The sequence below is a fragment of the Actinomadura sp. BRA 177 genome (assembly GCF_013372625.1).
In the GTDB taxonomy this organism is placed as follows: Bacteria; Actinomycetota; Actinomycetes; order Streptosporangiales; family Streptosporangiaceae; genus Spirillospora.
In genome coordinates, this window is sequence record NZ_JABXFD010000454.1 from 1 (window position 1) to 17,573 (window position 17,573).

The 17,573-nt window shown below is 70.3% G+C and carries 17 protein-coding genes; 6 read left to right on the forward strand and 11 right to left on the reverse strand.

Translation table 11 applies throughout. From position 1 onward, the window contains the following. Window positions 1–2,263: 2,263 nt before the first annotated feature. Genes HUX53_RS26965 through HUX53_RS42675 form a run of 4 tightly spaced genes read right to left on the reverse strand, consistent with a single transcriptional unit; the run spans window position 2,264 to window position 7,346 of the window. Window positions 2,264–3,925, reverse strand: coding sequence for a prenyltransferase/squalene oxidase repeat-containing protein (locus tag HUX53_RS26965; protein WP_309237452.1), 1,662 nt, complete (start codon window positions 3,923–3,925; stop codon window positions 2,264–2,266). Then, window positions 3,922–4,800, reverse strand: coding sequence for a terpene synthase family protein (locus HUX53_RS26970; protein WP_176406028.1), 879 nt, complete (start codon window positions 4,798–4,800; stop codon window positions 3,922–3,924). Before HUX53_RS26970 ends, HUX53_RS26965 begins: the two co-directional genes overlap by 4 nt. Beyond that, a complete protein-coding gene (locus HUX53_RS26975; RefSeq protein ID WP_176406029.1) occupies window positions 4,797–6,134 on the reverse strand; it encodes a cytochrome P450 in 1,338 nt (445 codons plus the stop codon). Before HUX53_RS26975 ends, HUX53_RS26970 begins: the two co-directional genes overlap by 4 nt. Continuing rightward, window positions 6,135–7,346, reverse strand: coding sequence for a cytochrome P450 (locus HUX53_RS42675; protein WP_176406030.1), 1,212 nt, complete (start codon window positions 7,344–7,346; stop codon window positions 6,135–6,137). A gap of 406 nt (window positions 7,347–7,752) precedes the next feature. On the opposite strand from HUX53_RS42675, the gene HUX53_RS26985 reads away from it, so the two are divergent. Next, window positions 7,753–8,925 (forward strand): cytochrome P450, encoded by a 1,173-nt coding sequence (locus HUX53_RS26985; RefSeq protein WP_176406031.1) that lies wholly within the window; start codon window positions 7,753–7,755, stop codon window positions 8,923–8,925. A 28-nt stretch (window positions 8,926–8,953) separates the two neighbouring features. Here HUX53_RS26985 and HUX53_RS26990 read toward each other — a convergent pair whose 3' ends face one another. Both HUX53_RS26990 and HUX53_RS26995 read right to left on the reverse strand, forming a co-directional pair. Further along, window positions 8,954–9,280, reverse strand: coding sequence for a hypothetical protein (locus tag HUX53_RS26990; RefSeq protein ID WP_176406032.1), 327 nt, complete (start codon window positions 9,278–9,280; stop codon window positions 8,954–8,956). Between the two features lie 56 nt (window positions 9,281–9,336). Next, window positions 9,337–9,519: a hypothetical protein gene (locus HUX53_RS26995; protein ID WP_255205675.1), complete on the reverse strand. Its 183-nt coding sequence runs from the start codon at window positions 9,517–9,519 to the stop codon at window positions 9,337–9,339. Window positions 9,520–9,569: 50 nt separating this feature from the next. Here HUX53_RS26995 and HUX53_RS27000 point away from each other — a divergent pair, with 50 nt between their 5' ends. The 3 genes from HUX53_RS27000 to HUX53_RS27010 all read left to right on the forward strand — a co-directional run bounded on the left by HUX53_RS27000 (window position 9,570) and on the right by HUX53_RS27010 (window position 11,080). Next, the gene (locus HUX53_RS27000) at window positions 9,570–9,878 is read left to right on the forward strand and encodes a hypothetical protein (RefSeq protein WP_176406026.1); all 309 of its coding nucleotides are present in this window, start codon (window positions 9,570–9,572) and stop codon (window positions 9,876–9,878) included. Continuing rightward, a complete protein-coding gene (locus HUX53_RS27005; protein ID WP_176406033.1) occupies window positions 9,854–10,270 on the forward strand; it encodes a DNA-binding protein in 417 nt (138 codons plus the stop codon). The genes HUX53_RS27000 and HUX53_RS27005 overlap by 25 nt, the downstream gene beginning before the upstream one ends. Window positions 10,271–10,342: 72 nt before the next feature. Then, window positions 10,343–11,080, forward strand: coding sequence for a VOC family protein (locus HUX53_RS27010; RefSeq protein ID WP_176406034.1), 738 nt, complete (start codon window positions 10,343–10,345; stop codon window positions 11,078–11,080). 80 nt (window positions 11,081–11,160) lie between these two features. Here the strand turns inward: HUX53_RS27010 and HUX53_RS27015 are convergent, their stop codons facing one another. Genes HUX53_RS27015 through HUX53_RS27020 form a run of 3 tightly spaced genes read right to left on the reverse strand, consistent with a single transcriptional unit; the run spans window position 11,161 to window position 12,781 of the window. Then, the gene (locus HUX53_RS27015; protein ID WP_176406035.1) at window positions 11,161–12,204 is read right to left on the reverse strand and encodes a hypothetical protein; all 1,044 of its coding nucleotides are present in this window, start codon (window positions 12,202–12,204) and stop codon (window positions 11,161–11,163) included. After that, the gene (locus HUX53_RS40210; RefSeq protein ID WP_217919945.1) at window positions 12,204–12,422 is read right to left on the reverse strand and encodes an RNA polymerase sigma factor; all 219 of its coding nucleotides are present in this window, start codon (window positions 12,420–12,422) and stop codon (window positions 12,204–12,206) included. The genes HUX53_RS27015 and HUX53_RS40210 overlap by 1 nt, the downstream gene beginning before the upstream one ends. Continuing rightward, the gene (locus HUX53_RS27020) at window positions 12,347–12,781 is read right to left on the reverse strand and encodes an RNA polymerase sigma factor (RefSeq protein ID WP_217919946.1); all 435 of its coding nucleotides are present in this window, start codon (window positions 12,779–12,781) and stop codon (window positions 12,347–12,349) included. The genes HUX53_RS40210 and HUX53_RS27020 overlap by 76 nt, the downstream gene beginning before the upstream one ends. A gap of 239 nt (window positions 12,782–13,020) precedes the next feature. On the opposite strand from HUX53_RS27020, the gene HUX53_RS27025 reads away from it, so the two are divergent. Beyond that, entirely contained in the window at window positions 13,021–13,734 is a 714-nt protein-coding gene (locus HUX53_RS27025; RefSeq protein WP_309237453.1) for a methylenetetrahydrofolate reductase, read from the forward strand. Between the two features lie 74 nt (window positions 13,735–13,808). Further along, window positions 13,809–14,102: a hotdog domain-containing protein gene (locus HUX53_RS27030; protein WP_309237454.1), complete on the forward strand. Its 294-nt coding sequence runs from the start codon at window positions 13,809–13,811 to the stop codon at window positions 14,100–14,102. A 260-nt stretch (window positions 14,103–14,362) separates the two neighbouring features. On the opposite strand, the gene HUX53_RS27035 is transcribed toward HUX53_RS27030, so the two are convergent. Both HUX53_RS27035 and HUX53_RS27040 read right to left on the reverse strand, forming a co-directional pair. Beyond that, the gene (locus tag HUX53_RS27035; RefSeq protein ID WP_176406037.1) at window positions 14,363–15,193 is read right to left on the reverse strand and encodes an ABC transporter permease; all 831 of its coding nucleotides are present in this window, start codon (window positions 15,191–15,193) and stop codon (window positions 14,363–14,365) included. Then, entirely contained in the window at window positions 15,190–17,532 is a 2,343-nt protein-coding gene (locus HUX53_RS27040; protein WP_309237455.1) for an alpha/beta fold hydrolase, read from the reverse strand. Before HUX53_RS27040 ends, HUX53_RS27035 begins: the two co-directional genes overlap by 4 nt. Between the last annotated feature and the right edge of the window lie 41 nt (window positions 17,533–17,573).

Sequence of the window (17,573 nt, forward strand, 5' to 3'; positions counted from 1 at the left end):
GGCTGCACGTTCGTGTTGGGCGGCAGCGTCAGATATGTATAAGAGACAGCCGGCGGCGGAGGCGCCCGCCGCGGGGCCGCCCACCGCGGCGCCGACCGCGGCCGGCCGGCGGACCTCCAGGCCGTTCTGCGTCTTGGCGACGCTGACGGGTGCCGGCCCCTGCTCGATGACGAGCTCGCGGGGGATGACGACGACCGCGGTGGTGCCGCCGTAGGCGGAGCGCTTCAGCTGGACCTGCAGGTTGTAGCGTTCCGCCAGCTTGCTGACCACGAACAGACCGAGCTGGACGGAGTGCTGCAGGTTGAAGTCGGGCGGGTCGGCGATCCGCGCGTTGATCTCGGCGAGCCGCTCGTCGGCCATGCCGAGCCCGCGGTCCTCGATGTCGATGGCGAAGCCGCTGGCGACGAGGTGGCCGCCGATCTGCACGACCGTGTCGGGCGGGGAGAACGAGACGGCGTTCTCGATCAGCTCGGCGAGCAGGTGGGTGACGTCGCCGACCGCGCGTCCGGCCAGGTCGACCGGGCCGAACGGCAGCACGGTGACGCGGGTGTAGTCCTCGACCTCGCCGACCGCGGCGCGGACGACGTCCACCATCGGGACGGAGTTGCGCCAGCCGCGGGCGGGCAGCGCGCCGGACAGGACGATGAGGTTCTCGGCGTTGCGCCGCATGCGGGTCGCGAGGTGGTCCAGCCGGAACAGCTCCTCCAGTTCCTTGACCTCGATGTCGCGGCGCCGCTCCATCGTGTCGAGCATGGTGAGCTGCCGGTGCACCAGCGTCTGGGTGCGGCGCGCCAGGCTCAGCAGGACGTCCCGGATGCCGCGGCGCAGTTCGGCCTGCTCGACGGCGGTGCGGATCGCGGTCTCCTGGACGGCGTTGAACGCGCGCCCGACCTGCCCGATCTCGTCGGCGCCGAACTCCAGCGGCGGCGCCTCGACCGCGACGTCGACCTTCTCGCCGTGCCCGAGCCGCTCGACGACGCTGGGCAGCCGCTGCTCGGCCAGCTCCCAGGCCGCGCCGCGCAGCCGTTCGAGCTGCCGGACGAGCGCCCGCGCGGTGGTGATCGACACGATGACGGACGCGATGACCGCGATCAGCCCGAGCCCGCCGGCCAGCAGCAGCCGGATGATGACGCCGGCGGCGACGGGGGTGGAGCGTTCGAGGACGCGGTCGCCGGCGTCCTGGACGGTGGCGCGCATCTCGGTGAGCGCCGACGCGGTGGTGGCCTCCCACTGCTCGGCGGTGATGGCGGGACGCTTGGCGGCCCGGCCGGTGCGCGGTGCGGTCAGCTGGTCCTCGACGGTCTGCAGCTGTTTGAGCTTGGCGCTGGTGGTGAGCTGCCGGTACGCGATGTCGTCCTCATGCTGCAATTGCGTGAGCGCCTTCGCGGTGGCGTACCGGCGGACCCCGGAAATCCGTACGAACTGGGCCATGTCGTCCTGAGTGATGCGCCCGGCGGCGAGCACTCCCGCCATCAGCGCGTCCTCCTGGGAGAGGATTTCCCAGGACCGGTTCAGTTCGATGAGATTTCCGGTGTCCTTCGCGACTTTCTTGTCATCCAGCGTCCCCATTGCGTCGTACATGCGGAAGATGGAATCGATGGTCGAGGTGTAGGACGCGACCGCCTGGGTCCGGATGACCGAGCGGCCCTCCACCGACTTGCGCAGCGCGCCGAGCTGGTCGAGCAGGGAGAGCATCTCGTCGACGCGCCGCTGCAGGTCGTCGTCCGCCGCCCACTTGAGCGCCGTGCTGCTCGCGCTCTCCCGCAGCTCCGCGGCCTCCTTGTCGGTGCGGGGCAGCTGCTCCTTCAGCGCCGAGAGCTGCGCCTGACCGGGATGGGCGAGCCAGACGGCGGTGAGCCGGCGCTCGCGCTGCAGCTCCACGAGGAGGGGGTCCGAGGGGGAGGCGAGTTCGCTGTCGTACGTGCTGACCCAGAGCAGGTTCACGCCCTCGCGCAGGGTCACCCATGCCGCGAAGGCCCACAGTGCGGTCATCGACAGCAGCAGGGCCGCAATCTTGGTCCGCAGTCGCGAGTTGCGGAAGCGCATGATAATTCGCCCTAACAATGTTTTTAAGAATCAGCAACCGGCATGGTGAGGATAAAGGCGGCGCCGGAGGCCCGGTCGGCGGGCGGCCGTGACGGGGGGGTCTGGTCCGTACGGAGCAGAACCCTAGCAATGTAAAGACTGTGCCTCAAGCGGAATGAGATTGTTGGGAACTGTCGTCCCGTTTGGCCTTAGCGTCCTTCCGGCCATATGACGAAATTCACTCTTTGCGGCCCCTGGCCGGTGCGGTCTCCAGCAGATGAAGCGCGGCCAGGACCGCCGCCCGCACGATCGCGCGCGGGTGGTAGAGATCCTTGTCATGCCACAGCGGCGGCTGGACGGCGTCCGGCGCCGAGAACGCCCGGACGAGCACGTCTCTCGCGCGGGCCGCCGCCCGGACGACGTCCGGCCCCGGGGCGTCCCCAGTCAGGAGGAGTGTCTGGACGGCGTACGCCGTCTCCTCCGCCGTCCCCTCCCAGCGGCCCCACGAGCCGTCCGGGCGCTGGGTCTCCAGGACCCACTTCCGGGCGCGGTCCGCGGCGTCCGCTCCGCCGGCGAGGGCGCCGAACCGGTCCAGCGCGATCGCGCAGCACGCCGTCGCGTAGTACGGGGAGGCGTGCCAGCGGTCGGTCCAGCTGCCGTCGTCGCGCTGCTGCCCGCGCAGCCAGCCCGCGACCTTGTCGACGGTGGCCGCATACCGCCGGGCCGCGTCGGCTCCGGCGCGGTCGGCGAAACCCGTTTCAACGAACTCGCCGAACGCCTCCAGCACGTGCGCGTTCGTCGTGGTGGAGAAGCCGTCCTCGCCCTGCCACGTGCAGAAATGCTCGGACGTCTCGTAGTTCCAGAGCGCGTCGGGCCGGTGCGGAACACCGAGCAGGGCGAGCGCGTACAGCGTTCCGGCGGTGGTGTCGGCGTCGCAGGGCAGCCCGTCCGCCGCCGGGGTCCCCTCCGCGCGCAGCGGCGCGGTCAGGCTCAGCACCATCTCGGGCGGGGCGCAGACCGGGATGCCGGCGCGGATCAGCCAGCTCAGCACCCAGCCGCGCTCGAACACGGTCAGCGGGAAGGCGACCGGCATCGGGCCGCCGTGCATCGCGGTGACCGTCTCCAGGTACCAGCGCGCCGGCGTGCTCGGATCGGCCGGCGACTGGTCGCCGAGCCAGGCGGCGGTCGCAGCGGGGGAGGCGCCGATCGTCCCGGTCGGTTCCGGCCGGGCATGGGTGAAGCCGCGCGCCGCCGCGCCGCCGATCTCCAGCGCGTGCATCAGCTTCTGCGGCGGCTCCGCGCCCGAGGCCAGCAGCTGCCGGACGAGGTCCAGCTTGCCGTCGTCCAGGTGCGGCGGGAGCGGCAGCGGTGCGAAGGCGTCGCCGGGGAGCACGGCGGTGTGCCGGTTGATCAGCTCCACGAGGGACGGGACGATCAGCTCGATCGCCGGCATGTCGGGCAGCGGCCGGTCCGGGCGGCCGGGCAGCATCGTGCGGAGCCTGCGCAGCCCGCGCGCGGCGGCGGCCGCTTTGGGCCCGTCCCGCCGCGGCCCGGTGGCGGGGTCGCGGACGAGGACGGACAGCAGCGCCTCGGTGGCGCTCAGCGTGGGGACGAGCGCGTACCCGTCGTCGGGGGCGCCCCAGCCTCCGTCCGGTCGCTGGGTGCCGACGAGATGGTCGATCCGCCGGAGATGCCCGGTCAGCCAGGGGGTGAGCGAGACGACCCGGCCGGTCTCGTACACCGAGGGGGACACCTGCCCCCAGGACTCGGACATGAGGCTCGCGACCAGATCACCGGCGACCTCCGGAAGGCTCGCGCCGGGATCCGGACGCACGGCGGGCGCGTGCTGCGTGCAGGTCTGGCGCGCCCCGTGGACGGCCGCCCGGCGGATGTCGCTCACAGTTCGCCCCAGTAGTCGGCACCGCCGTAGAAGCCCATGCTGTAGCCGATCTGGCGTTCGAGGTACACGGCTTCGCGGGGACAGGAGTCGTGCAGCGGACGAAGCAGCGTCCGGCAGTGGTCGACGAGTTCGCCGATCCGCTTCCGCACGGTGGCGCGGTCGGCATCGAGCAGCATCGCGTTCAGGTCGCCCCAGGTGACGTCCCGCTTGTAGGTCGCGAGGTCGTTGAGCAGCCGCAGCACTTGCTGGACCTCGCGGCTCGCCTCCAGCAGCGGGGCCAGGTGCGCGAGGACGCCAGGCTCGGAGGTGAAGATCCAGTGCCCGGCGTTGACGAAGGTGGAGCCGAAGTTGTCGGCGTTGCGGAGGTAGTCCTCGAACGTCGGCGGCCAGGAGCCGGTCTCGGCGCGGGCCGCCTTCCACTCCCATTCGAGCGCCATCGCGTCCAGCATGCGGCGCAGCTCGTCCCGCCAGACCTCCTCGTGGGCGGCGAAGGCGGGCGCGGTGGCCAGCAGGTCGCGGATCTCGGCGAGGAAGCGGGCGAGCGGCGTCGCCGGCGTCCCGCCCGCCACGGCGGCGACGCACTCCGCCCGGATCGCCGCGACGTCCTCCGGCGCGGTCGCCCGGTAGTCGATCAGCCAGTCGAGCGCGAAGATCCACAGCGCGGTGCGGTTCGCGATGCGGAGATCCTCGTGCGCGTCGTCCGGCGAGCCGAACGCGTTGGCCAGCGAGACGGCGTTGAAGAGCGTGGCGTCGAAGGGCTTCGCGTCGAACAGCTCAGGGTGGGCGCCGGCGCGGTTCTGCAGGTCGCGCGCGCAGTGCGTGGCGAGGGCGCAGATCCGGCCCTGCTCGGCCGCGGCCCGTGTCGCCGCGGTCACGACCCTTCTCCGACCGGCACGAGGCGCATCTTCAGTTCGTGTTCGGGCCGGAGGGTCCGTCCCATGGCGGGGCGGGACGGCACCGGGCCGACCGGTTCGGGGCGGAACCGGCTGAGCACGCTCGCCGCGATCAGCTGCGCCTCGATGGTGAAGAGGTGGTTGCCGACGCACTGGTGCGGCCCGCCGCCGAACGGGAAGTAGGAGTAGCGGTGCCGGCCCGCGCTGTGCTCCGGCGCGAACCGGTCCGGGTCGAACTCCGCCGGGCGCTCCCACACCGATGCGAGGTGCTGCGTCAGGTACGGGCTGATCAGCAGGGTCTGGCCCGCCTTCACGGGGACGCCGCCGAGGACTCCGTCCCGCACCACCATGCGCGGGAACTGCCAGCCCACCGGGTAGAGCCGCAGCAGCTCCTGCACCACCTGCTTGGTGTAGGCCAGGCCCTCCAGATGGTCGGGACGGACGCGGTCGCGGCCCACCACGCGGTCGATCTCGTCGTAGAGCCGCGCGGCGACCTTGGGGTGCTCGCAGAGCAGCGGCCACAGCCAGCTCAGCGCCGTCGCCGTGGTCTCGGTGCCGGCCGAGTACATGCCGACGAGGTTGTCGCGCACCCACTTGTCGGTCAGCCCGCTCCCCGGCTCGGTGCGCGCCCGGCACAGCGCGGTGAAGATGTCGAGGCCCTCGCCGGGGTCGTCCCGGTACTGCTCCACCAGACCGAACATGACGTCGTCGATCGTCCGGACGCCCTCGCGGTAGGACCGGCCGCGCGGCGCGATCCGGTCGGGCAGGAACGGCAGCAGGACGCGGAACGCGAGCGCCGCGACGACCGCCTCGAACGCCGGGGTCAGCCGCGCGATCTCCGCCGGGCCGATCTTGTTCCCGAAGAAGATCCGGACCACCGTCCGGTTGACGATGCGGACCATCTCCTCGCCCGCCGCCACCGGACGCCCCTCCCGCGCGGCCGGCTCCAGCTCGTCCACGGCCTCGTTGATCGTGTCGGCGAGCCGCCCGGTGAGCGACCGGACGTTGCGGAGGGTGAACACCGGCTGCAGCACCTTGCGGCTGACCGCCCAGGACTCGCCGCCCTCACCGAGAATGCCGTCGCCCATCAGGTCGTTCAGCGGGCGCCAGAAGATGCCGTCGCGGGCGTAGCTCTCGGTGTCCCGCAGAACGGTTTGCACCTGGTCGGGATGGGTGACGAGCAACGGTCGCACAATGCCGAGGTCGAGGCGCGCGATTTCGCCGTCCGCGACCGTGCAGATGCGTTCCAGCTCTTTGAGGGGGTCCTTGATGAATCCCGGGAGCGTCCGGTGGAGGGGGAAGCTGAGGACGGACATTCAGCGGCTCCACGCGACGGGCATGGTCTCGGAGCTGAGGATCGCGTTACCGGGTTTGCGGGTGATCTCCTCGGACGGCACCGCGAGCCGGAGCGCCGGCAGTTCGCGGGTGAGGTGGGCGATGGCCGTCACGACCTCCAGGTGGCCGAGATGCCGTCCGATGCAGTGGTGCACCCCGTACCCGAAGGACAGGTGCCGGTTGGGGTCGCGCGCGAAGTCCATGCGGTGCGGGTCGGCGAAGACGCGGGGGTCGCAGTTCGCGGCGTCATGGGACGGGATCACCAGGTCGCCGGCGCTCAGCCGCGCGCCGCTGGGCAGCGTTGCCTCCCGGGTGACGCGGCGCGGCATCTCGTCGGCCGCCGTGACGGAGAACAGGCGCTCCAGCTCGGTAACGGCGCCGGGAACGGCCTCGGGGTGGTCGGTCAGGTACGCGTACGCGGTCTCGTACCCCTCGTACGGGTGTGTGAGCAATACGTGGATTTGGATGCCAACGGTGCTGGCGACGGTCTCCCAGCCGCCGAGGACGAGGCTGATCGGGAGCTTGATCTGCCGGTCGTCCGAGAGGTGCGCGCCGTGCACGGCGACCTGCGAGAGCAGATCGTCCCCGGGGGCGTCGCGGCGCTGCTCGACGAGCTCGTTCATGTAGACGACCATCGAGATCAGCGCTTCGGCGGCGCCGTCGCGGGTCTGCTCGGTGGTGCCGAAGAACGCGTCCGCCCACTCGCGGAACTGGAGCCGGTCGTCCTGCGGCAGGCCCAGCATGTCGCCGATCAGGTTGAGCGAGAACGGCATCGCGAAGTCGGTCACCAGGTCGGCGGGCTCGCCGTGCGCCACCAGCGCCGTGATCTGGTTCGCGGCCCGTTCCTCGACCTGGTTCCGCAGGCGCTCCACCGCGCGGGGGGTGAACCAGCCGCGGACGGCGTTGCGGACGCTGGTGTGCTCGTCCCCGTCCAGGCTGAGGAGCGTGCCGTCCAGGTCCATGTCGTCGGCGTCGGCGGCGGCCCGCCTTGAGAAGATCTCGTCGTTGCGGAGGACCTGTTCCACGTCGTGGTAGCGGGTCACGAGCTTGGCGATGGAGCCGTCGGGTCGCCGGACGTCCGCGACGCCCGTCCCGGTCTCGCGTATCTCGTGGTACCTGGGGTTCTTGTGCAGGCCCGGCCGGTTCACTCCGTCGGCGTCCTGGTCCAGCGGGTGCGGAATCGGGGCGGTCACGGCTTCTTCCGGACTGATTTCAAGGGCCATCAGAAGGAGATCCCTTCGGTCGCGCACGGTGAACCCTGATCACGGCCTGGTGGACGTCCGGTGGACGCCCGGCGATCGCTCGACGGTCCTGCGCTCCTCGCCATAAGGGTCAGGTCGCAAGGTTGGTATAAAGTTGCCAAAAAAGGGTGAATGCGGTCGAAGTATTACATGCAAGACAAAGTGCGGCAAGATCCGGTACGTAAGGATCGGCCGGGCTGACGAGTGACATGTGTCACTCTGGGGCGAGTATTGCGATTCGTCAGCTTTTGTGGCAGTAGGTAGGCGAATGAGGTGTTAATGGCACTTCCCAACCGCTCTCCCGCGTCCTACTATCTGCCGCGTCACGGGACGGAAACCTTTCCAGGGCGGGATGGTCATGACTGCTGAGACGACAGGCGAGGACATGCTCCGGATGGAGCGGCTGCCGATGGCCGACGACCGCGGGGAGGGATACGCCGTCATGCGCGCGGCCGGCCCGGTCGCCCAGTCCGACGCCGGATACCTGGTCACCACCCGTGAACTGGGCGAATACGTGTTCAAGAACCCGGAGACGTTCTCCTCCAAACGGGCCTTCGACACGCTCGGCAGCCCCGTCCCGCTCGTCCCGATCGCCTTCGACCCGCCCGACCACACCCGCTACCGCCGGCTGCTCCAGCCGTTCTTCACCCCGCGGGCCGCCGCCGCGCTCGAACAGGCCGTCCGCGACCAGGTCCGGGACCTCGTCGACGCGGTCGCCGACAAGGGCTCCTGCGACCTCGTCACCGACCTCGCCCGTCCGATGCCCGCCGGGGTCTTCCTCGACCTCTTCGGGATGCCGCGCGCCGACCTCGACCGACTGCTCGCCTGGCGGGAGGTCATCATCAAGCTCGCGGACCTGTCCGGCGCCGGCGAGCAGCCGCCCGAGGCGATGCAGTCCGCGGCCGAACTCTTCGGCTACGTCAGCGCGCACGTCGCCGAATGCCGGGCCGGCCGCGCCACCGGCCTGCTCCGCGACCTGTTCGACGCGCCCGCCGACGAGCCGTTCACCGACGAGGAGGCCGTCGGCCTCTGCTTCTTCTTCGTCCTGGCCGGCGTCGACTCGGTGACCAACGCGCTCAGCCTGATGTTCGCCAAGCTCGCCGCCCGGCCCGAGCTGCGCCGGGCCATCGCCGCCGACCCGTCCCTCATCCCGCCGGCCATCGAGGAGATGCTGCGCGTCGACCCCGCCAACGCCGTCGTCCCCCGCGTCGCCACCGAGGACGTCGTCATCGCCGGCGTCCCCATCCCGGCCGGCGCCTCGGTGAGCGTCGCCGTCGGCGCCGCCAACCGCGACCCCGCCGAACTGGACGACCCGGACACGCTCGACCCGCACCGCGAGTACAACAACCTCACCTGGGGCAGCGGACCGCACCGCTGCCTCGGCATCCACCTCGCGCGGACGGAACTCCGCGTCGTCCTGGAGGAGTGGCACCGCCGGATCCCCGAGTACGAGCTCGCGCCGGGTGCCCGCCCGCAGGTGCAGTGGCCGACGGGCGTCATCGGCGTGCCCAGCGTGCCCGTGGTGTTCTAGCGCCGCGGTGTTCTAGCGCCGTGGTGTTCTAGCGGTTCGTCGGGAGCAGAGTGGGCCAGGACATCCGTCCGGCGACGGTGACCTGGCCCCTCACCGTGCGTCCGGCGCACCGGGCCACGACCGTGTAATCGCCGGGCTTCACATCGCGGTGCACGGTCGTGCCCTCGGCGAACGCGTCGGACGTCGCCCGGACCCCTCCCGTGCACCCGTCCACCAGGACCTCGACCCGCTGCCCCGGCATCGCCACCTCGGGCTCCACCCTGACCGCGTCATGTCCCGTCGCGGTCGCCTCACCCGTCGCCGGGGCCAGCAACCCTGCCGCGACGAGGGCGGTTCCCAACACGGTGACGCTCACCAGACGCAACGAGAACTCCTCGAATCCGGCATCGGACGAGCGGCACTTTAGCCCCTTCAGGCGGCCTCGGGCAGCGCTTCCCGCCGTCCCGCGCGCAACCCGTCCCACGTCAGCAACACGAGCGCCAGCCACACCAGCAGGAACCCGGCCCACCGGCTCGGCGGCATCGCCTCACGCTGGACGAAGTACCCGATAAGGAACTGCAGGACGGGCGTCAGGTACTGCAGAGCCACGCTCATGACCCGACGGCGAGGTGCGCTTTGCTACTTCAAGTAGTAAACTAGTGGGCATGGATGGGCAGAAGGAGTTCGGGCTTGGTGAAGGCCCGGCGGTGAAGGCGAGCGTCTCGCTGAGAGCCGGGAACATCCGTGCTGTCCGCGAACGAGTGGGAGCCCGTGGTTTCTCCGCCTACGTCGATGCCGCCGTGGAGCGTCAGATCGAACGGGACCTTCTCGAAGAGGCATTGCAGGTCAACGAGGACGTTTCGGGGCCGATACCGCAGGTCCTGCGTGATGAGGCCGCAGACCTTTTCCGTGCGGTCAAAGCCGCACCGGAATTGCAGGAAGGCGCGGAGTGGGCCGGTCACGAAGCAGGCTGAGTGCCGGCACTCTCGTCCTCGACTGCGAAGGCCTGGTCAAGTGGTGCCGAGCCGATCAACGCGTCACGGCTCTGGTCCGCGAAGCCCAGGACAACGACTTCCGTGTGGTGATCAGTGCGCTCACCCCGATCGAAGCCCAAGACATCCGGACCAAGCCGGACAAGCTTCGCTGGTACCTGTCCAGACTGCGCATCGAACCAGTCACCGAAGAGATCAGCATGGCCGCCATCGACCTGCTGCGCACCCACCGGCTTCACGGACACAAGTACGCGATCGATGCGGTCGTCGCTTCCATGGCGCTCCAGGCTCCCAAGCCCGTCATCCTCCTGACTTCCGATGAAGACGACATGACGCCCCTCTGCGGCAAGTCCATCAAGGTGGTCGGTGTCTGAACAGGCCGGGCCTGGGCGATCCGGCTTTTGTGGGTGCGGTCGGTGGTCTGGCCGGCCCCTATATTGGCCGGCATGGGGTTGCGACTTGTGCAGGTGAACGTCAAGGCCGGGGACGACTCGGGGCTCGGGCAGTTCTGGGCGGACGGGCTCGGCTGGGATGTCTCCAGCGAGGGGCCCGGGGTGACCAACCTTGCTCCCGCGGGTTTCGACTGGCCGGACCCCGGTGCCTTCTACATCGATCTCGTCAAGGTCCCGGACCCCGAGACGGTGAAGTACCGCGTGCATCTCGAGCTCGCCACCACGTCTGCGGACCATCAGGCGGAACTGGTCGCGCGGCTGAAGGATCTCGGTGCGACGCCTGCGGATGTGGGTCAGGGTGATGTCCCGTGGACGGTCCTCGCCGACCCGGAGGGCAACGTGTTCTGCGTGCTGGAGCCTCGGGATAGCTACCGCGACACCGGGCCGATCGCCGCGGTCGTGGTCGACTGCGCGGACCCGCGGGCCATGGCCCGGCTCTGGGACGAGGCGTTGGAGTGGACGCTGCACGAGGTGACCGACGATCACGCGACGCTGCGCGCCGCCAGTGGTGTCGGGCCGTATCTGGAGTTCATTCACACGCCCGCCGTGAAGACATGGTGGAACCGGCTGCATGTCGACCTGGTGCCGGATCCTTGGGACGGCAAGGAAGCGGAAGTGGCCCGGCTGCGGGCTCTCGGCGCCACCGACGTCGACCTCGGCCAGGGTGACGTGCCGTGGACGGTTCTCGCCGACCCCGAGGGCAACGAGTTCTGCGTCCTCGGCCGCGCCTGAGGGGACCTCGCGAAGCGATGGGCTCCGCAAAGGCGGGCGGGCCGCCCGGTGGCCGGGCGGCCCGCATCGCGGGGGGCGGGTCAGAACTTGCCGGCCCTAATGTCGGCGATCTCCACCCGGGCGGTGTGGTAGTAGATCGTCACGTCCGTCATGTCGGAGCCCTTGGTGGACATGGCGATGGGCTGGCCGGTGGAGGCGTTGATGACCAGCTTGTCCACGCCCTTGGACTTCGAGCGGTCGATGGACGTGAACGTCCACCGGTTCGACAGGGTGAGCGTGGGCTTGCCGTCCGTGGTGGTCTTTGCGACCTTCACGTGCGGCATCGTCGCCAGGACGCGGAGTGCGCCGGCCCGGACCTGGGGATTCGTCGGCGCGGTGATCATCGCGTCGGTGGAGTTCATCCAGAGGCGGTTATCGATGATCCCCTTCTTCTGCGCCTCGGTCAGCGGCTTCGGCGGCACGTACTGCTTGTGCTCCGCCTTGGCCTTGGCCTTGAGCTTCGAGATGAGGGTCTTGTCGTGAGTCACATCGAAGTCCAGTTTCTCCCCCGCGGGGAGGTTGGCGGCCATCATCCGTGCGCGCGCGGTGTCGATGTCGCCCTTCACCGCGTAGAGGGCCGCCGCGATGGGACGCTTGTAGACGTCGTCACCCCCGTCCTTATCGGCGACGGCCTTCTTCAGTTCGTTCTTGTCGACCCCCCAGTAGTAGATGCCGCTGTCGGTGAACAGGTCGGCACCGTAATCGGTCACCTTGTCGCTGGTCGGCAGCTTGTTGCGGACCACCAGCGTCGCGTCGCCAGGTGCCTTGGCCTGCACGGGCGAGATCTCCGCGACCAGTTGGGTCAGGATCGGGTTCCCCGTCCCCGTCCCCGTCGCCGGCTCGGCGGGGGGCTCGCCGGGCGTCCCCGCGGACGTGACGACCAGCGCCGTCGCGGCGGACGCGGCGACCAGGGCGGCGGCGCTGAAGCCCACCGTGCGGCGCATGCTCCACCGGGCGCGCCGGGGGGACGCGGTTCCTTCCGCGGCCATCGCCGAACGCAGCGCGCCCCTGGCCTCCTCGTAGGCGCGCGGCCGCACCGGCTCGGCGTCCCGCAGGTCCCTCAGCAGGTCCATCTCATCGATCATCAGTTGGCCTCCTTCATCGCGTTGTGGTCGGTCAGCAGCGCGGCCATCCCGGGTGCATTCCGCAGCGCCGTGCGCGCCTCGTGCAGGACGCGCCGCGCTGTTCCCGGCGGTATCCCGATCGCGCGGCCCGCGTCGGCGACGGTCAGGTCCTCCCAGGCGACCAGGGTGACGATCTCCCGCTGCTGCGGCCCGAGCAGCGCCAGCGCCCGCCGCAGCACCGACTCGGCGGCGACGCGGTCGTCGACGGCGGCCCACGGTCCCAGCCGGGCGCCAGGTCGGTCACGTCCGGCAGCGGATCCTCGTCCCGGCGGGACCGCCAGTGCCGCCGGAGCATGTTGTGCGCGACGCCGAACAGCCACGGGCGGGCGTCGGGAAACGAGCGGTCGTAGGAGGCGCGGGACGAGAACGCCGCCACCCACACCTCGCCGAGCAGGTCCTCGGCCAGTTCCCGGCCGACCCGCCGCGCGAGGTAGGCCCCCACCGCCACCTCGTGGCGCCGGACCACCTCGACGAAGGCGTCCTCGTCGCCGTCGAGCGACCGGGCGATCAACTCCGCATCATTCGGATCAGATGTCATGACCCTCCTCGTGTCTCGATCGCCTTACACCCAGCAATTGCCACCGAGAGGTCCAAAGCGTTCACCGCTGGTCGGTGTCCGCTTCAGCGACGCTCCGGTGGCCGGGCTGCTTCGCGGCTGGCACGGCTGACACGGGCGGGTTACATTCGGGGCAGGTCGAAGCGCGATGATCAGGGGCGAGTATGGGGTTTGAGGTTGTTTGTGAGGTTGAGCCGCCTACTCGGCCGGATCTGCGGAAGGTGCGGCATCAGATCGGGGTGCTGAGTCCGGTCGCGGATTCGTTTCTGATTCCTGACAACCATATTGGGCGGGCCACCGTTTCCAGTGTGGCCGTTGCGCATGAGGTGCAGGCCATGGGGGTGCGGGGGATTGCCTGCTTGAACTCGCGTGATCGGAACTTGCTCGGATTTCGGCGAGATCTGCTTACTGCGGCCGCTTATGGGGTTGAGCGGTTTTTGTTCGTTTACGGGGACAAGCCGAGTGCGGGTGGGCGGACGAGTGAGCTGACCGTCCGGGCGATGATGGAAGAGGCCCGCGCGGCGAGCGAGGACCAGGTGTTCGCCGGGTGTGCGCCGTTCCAGGTCGGGGTCACGTCCGGGCTGCGGACGGTGCCCGAATGGAAGCGGGCTGCGGACTTCACGTTCGTCCAGGTCAGCTACTCGGTGGAGAGCCTGCTGAGGTGGCGGGAGGCCGTTGAGCTGGACGGGCCCGTCTACGCCGGTGTCATGGTGCTGGCCAGCGCGGGAATGGCGCGGAATCTGGCCGCCGCCATCCCGGACATCGATATCCCCGGGGAGCTTGTCGATGCCGTGGAGCGCGATCGGGCCGCCGGGGTTGCGGCGGCTTGTGAGCAGGTGCTCGCGATTCGGGATACCGGGGCGTTCGACGGGGTGCATCTTGTGCCGGTCAGCCGGTATCGGGAGGTCGCGGCGCGGCTGGAGCGTGAATTGTGAAACCCGGATTGCGCGGGCAGGTGTCCGTTGTGGTGGGGGACGCGGACACGGCCATCGGGGTCGGGAGCGGGGACGTGCCCGTTCTGGGGACGCCTCGGCTGCTGGCGCTTGCGGAGGCGGCGACAGTGGAGGCGGTGGCGGGCCATCTCGGGGACGGCCGGACGTCCGTGGGGACGCGCGTCGAATTGGAGCACCGCGCGGCCAGCCCCGTCGGTGTGCGGGTGACCGTGGAGGCGGAGCTCGAAGAGGTCGACGGGAAACGGCTGGTGTTCGGGGTCAGTGCGGTCGACGAGCGCGGTGTGGTGGGTAACGGCCGTATCGAGCGCGTTGTCGTGGAGCGGGAAAGGTTTCTGGCGCGGCTTCAGTAGGGGAGCAGGCGGCCTGAGGGGGTCCTCAGGTCGGGCTGGCTCGGTGGACGTGGGGGCTTGGGGCGTTTGACGAGCTGCTGCCGTGCCATGGTGATCATCTCCCCCCAACGGGCCCGACTTAATCGTCGCTACCTCGTATGACGCGGGCGGCTGCTGCGCGGTTCGCTGAGCTTATGCGACGAACACTGCCGGTTCGACCGATTTTCAGGAAGAGGTCGTCAACTCCGGGTGGTCGGACGATCGCGGAATGTCGCGTGAATTCAGGAGACGATGTCGCGGGTGCGGAAGCGGCGGAACGCCAGGGCGAACAGGATCAGCGCGTAGGAAAGGGACAGCGCGGCGCCCTTCGCCATGCCCGTCCACTGGATCTGGGGTTGCAGGGCGTCCATCCACGAGTACATCCAGTGGGTCGGGAGGAAGTCGCGCCAGGAGCCGAGCGCGGTGACCGCGTCCAGGATGTTGCTGACGATGACGAGGCCGACGGCGCCGCCGACCGCGCCCAGCGGCGAGTCGGTGGTGACGGACAGCAGGAACGCCAGGGCGGCGACGACGAGCTGGGCGATCAGCGAGTAGCCCATGATGATCGCCATCCGGCCCAGCGCGGTGCTCACCGGGACGGTGCCGCCGGTGGGGAGTTCGACGTCGCCCCAGCCGAAGCCCGCCGTGCCGGCCACCAGCGACATCAGCGGCAGGCTGACGACCGCGACCACGGCGTAGGAGAGCGCGACGACCAGTTTCTGGCGCAGTAGGCGGGCGCGCGGGACGGGCGCGGCGAGCAGGTAGCGCAGCGATGACCAGCCGGCTTCGCTCGCGACCGTGTCGCCGCAGAACAGGGCGACCGCGACCACCAGCAGGAAGCCCGTCGAGACGAACAGGGCGAAGAGCGCGAAGTTGAGCGCGGACGACGTGGCGACGTCGACCAGGCTGGGGACGCCGTCCGGTCCGGGGTCGCCGCCGAGCTTGAACGCCAGCACCAGCACCCACGGCAGGACGAGCAGGATCCCGAACGCCACGAGGGTCCGGCGGCGCCGGAACTGGCGGACGGCCTCGACGCGCAGGGGCAGGGTCCGCCGGACGTTGTAGGTCGTCATGAGCTCTCCCCGATGATCTCCAGGAACGCGTCCTCCAGGCGGCGGCCGGAGCCGGTGATCTCGCTGACCGGACCGGCGGCGACGCGGCGCCCGCCCGCCATGACGACCGCGTGCGTGCAGGTCTGCTCGACCTCGGCCAGCAGGTGACTGGAGACGATGACGGTCCGTCCGGCGGCGGCGTAGCGGACGAGCACCTCCCGCATCTCGCGGATCTGGGGCGGGTCTAGGCCGTTGGTGGGTTCGTCCAGGACGAGGAGGTCCGGTAGGCCGAGCATGGCCTGGGCTATGGCGAGCCGCTGCCGCATCCCTTGCGAGTAGGTGCGCACGGCCCGGTCTAGGGCGGAGCCCAGGTTCGCTATCTGCAGCGCCTCGTCCAGGTGGGCCTCGTCCAAGGGACGGCCGGTGGCGCGCCAGTAGAGGTCGAGGTTGTCGCGCCCAGAGAGGTGGGGAAGGAACCCAGGTCCCTCTACGAAAGAGCCAAGACGGGACAGGACAGGTGCTCCGGGCGTGACGCGCTGTCCGAAGATACGGATCTCGCCCGAGTCAGGGTGAATCAAGCCCATGAGCATGCGCAGGGTCGTTGTCTTCCCTGCACCGTTCGGGCCGAGCAGCCCTAGCACCTGCCCCTTCTCGACACGGAACGACAGGTCGGCGACGGCGAGATGGCCGTTCTTGTACGCCTTCGTTAGGCCCGTTATCTCCAACGGCACGTCACTGTCCGTTGAAGCGCCGCGCCTACGACGTCCAGGCAAGAGGATGGCGAGGGCGACAGCGAGCGCAACCGCTGGCAGACCCCACACCCAGGCGGGCAAGGGTGAAGATGCCGTCGTCAAGGAAGGGACCGTAGGGACGCTCAGCGGCGAGACCACCTGAACCTTGTAGGACGAAGGCGCGGCGGGCGTCGCGAAGCCCATGTCGGTCGTCGCGATGACGAGACGTAGGCGGTGGCCGCGGTCGAAGCGGTAGTCCATCGCGGGGAGCGTCACCGTGACCTCGCCGCCGGACACCCGGAACGGCGCCGCCAGCCGCCGTGCCGGAGCGGCACGGCCGTCGGGCGCGACGTCGTACAGCTTGGCGAACAGCGGGCCGTCCCCCTGCACCTTGAGACGGACCGTGGCCGCCCCGGTCAGCCGCACGGGATGGTCCAGCGGAGGCGAATCGAATGTGGCGGTCTGTCCCGGCATGTCGGACGGCAGCGACCCGCCCAGAGCGCCCAGGGACCCGAGCGCGCCCAGCCCCGGCATCGCCGAGATCGACGCCGGCGACCCGCCCGCCGGGTTGAAGATCGTCTGCTCCCCGCCCGCGAGCCGCATGGCCACCGGATCATCGGAAAGCCCCGGATACCGGGACGTCGTCGCCTCCTCCACGACGACCTCCTGGGTGGACGAATCGAGCCCGCCCGCCCGCGTCACCGTGAAACCGTCCAAAACGGGCGCAGAGCCGCGAAGCCGCGCGTCGAAGAAGTCGCGCACCAGCCCCTCGACCCGCTCGGTCTCCGGGTCGCCGCCGTCGTGCCCGCCCTGGAACCACACCACCTTCACCGGCGCGCCGTTCCGCGCGATCGCCCGCGCGTTGGCGTCCGCCTGGTTCAGCGGGAAAAGCGAGTCGGCCTGCCCCTGGATGAGCAGCGTCGGCACCTTGATCCGGTCGGCGACCGAGGCGGGGCTCGACCGCCGCAGCGTCTCGATCGCCGACGACGTCGGACGGCCCTTCTCCGCGACTTCCTGATACATGTCGCACAACGACGGCAGAAAACGCCCGCACGCCGTCCGGTCGGCGCCGCTCGTGAAGAACAGCCCCGCCCACAGCTTCTTGAACACGCCGTCCGAAGGCCCCGCACCGGTCGCGGACGGGAACAGCGCGTCGGCCAGGCTGTTCCACGTGATCTGCGGCGCGATGGCGTCCACCCGCCGGTCGTACGCGGCGGTCATCAGCGCGATCGCGCCGCCGTACGACTCGCCCGCCATGCCGACGCGCGGGTCGCCGGGCCCGTCGAGGACGACCTCGGGACGCTTCGCGAGCCAGTCGATGAGCTGCCGGACGTCCTTGACCTCGTAGTCGGGCGAGTTGAGCGCGATCTGCCCGGTCGACCGCCCGAACCCGCGCGCCGACCACGCCAGCACCGCGTACCCGGCGCGGGCCAGGTCGCGCGCCTCGCCCGCCACGTCCCGCTTCGAGCCGCCGAACCCGTGCCCCAGCAGGATCGCCGGGCCCTTCACCCGCCCGACCGGCCGGTAGAACGTCGTGTCGAGCGTGACGTGCTGGTCGTCCTTCGGCCCGTCCACCACGGCGATGCGCTGCGAGGACGTCGCGACGCGGGGCGGGTCGCCGCCCGCCACCGCGAACGCGGTGCCGCAGCCCGCCAGCGCGTCCTCTACGA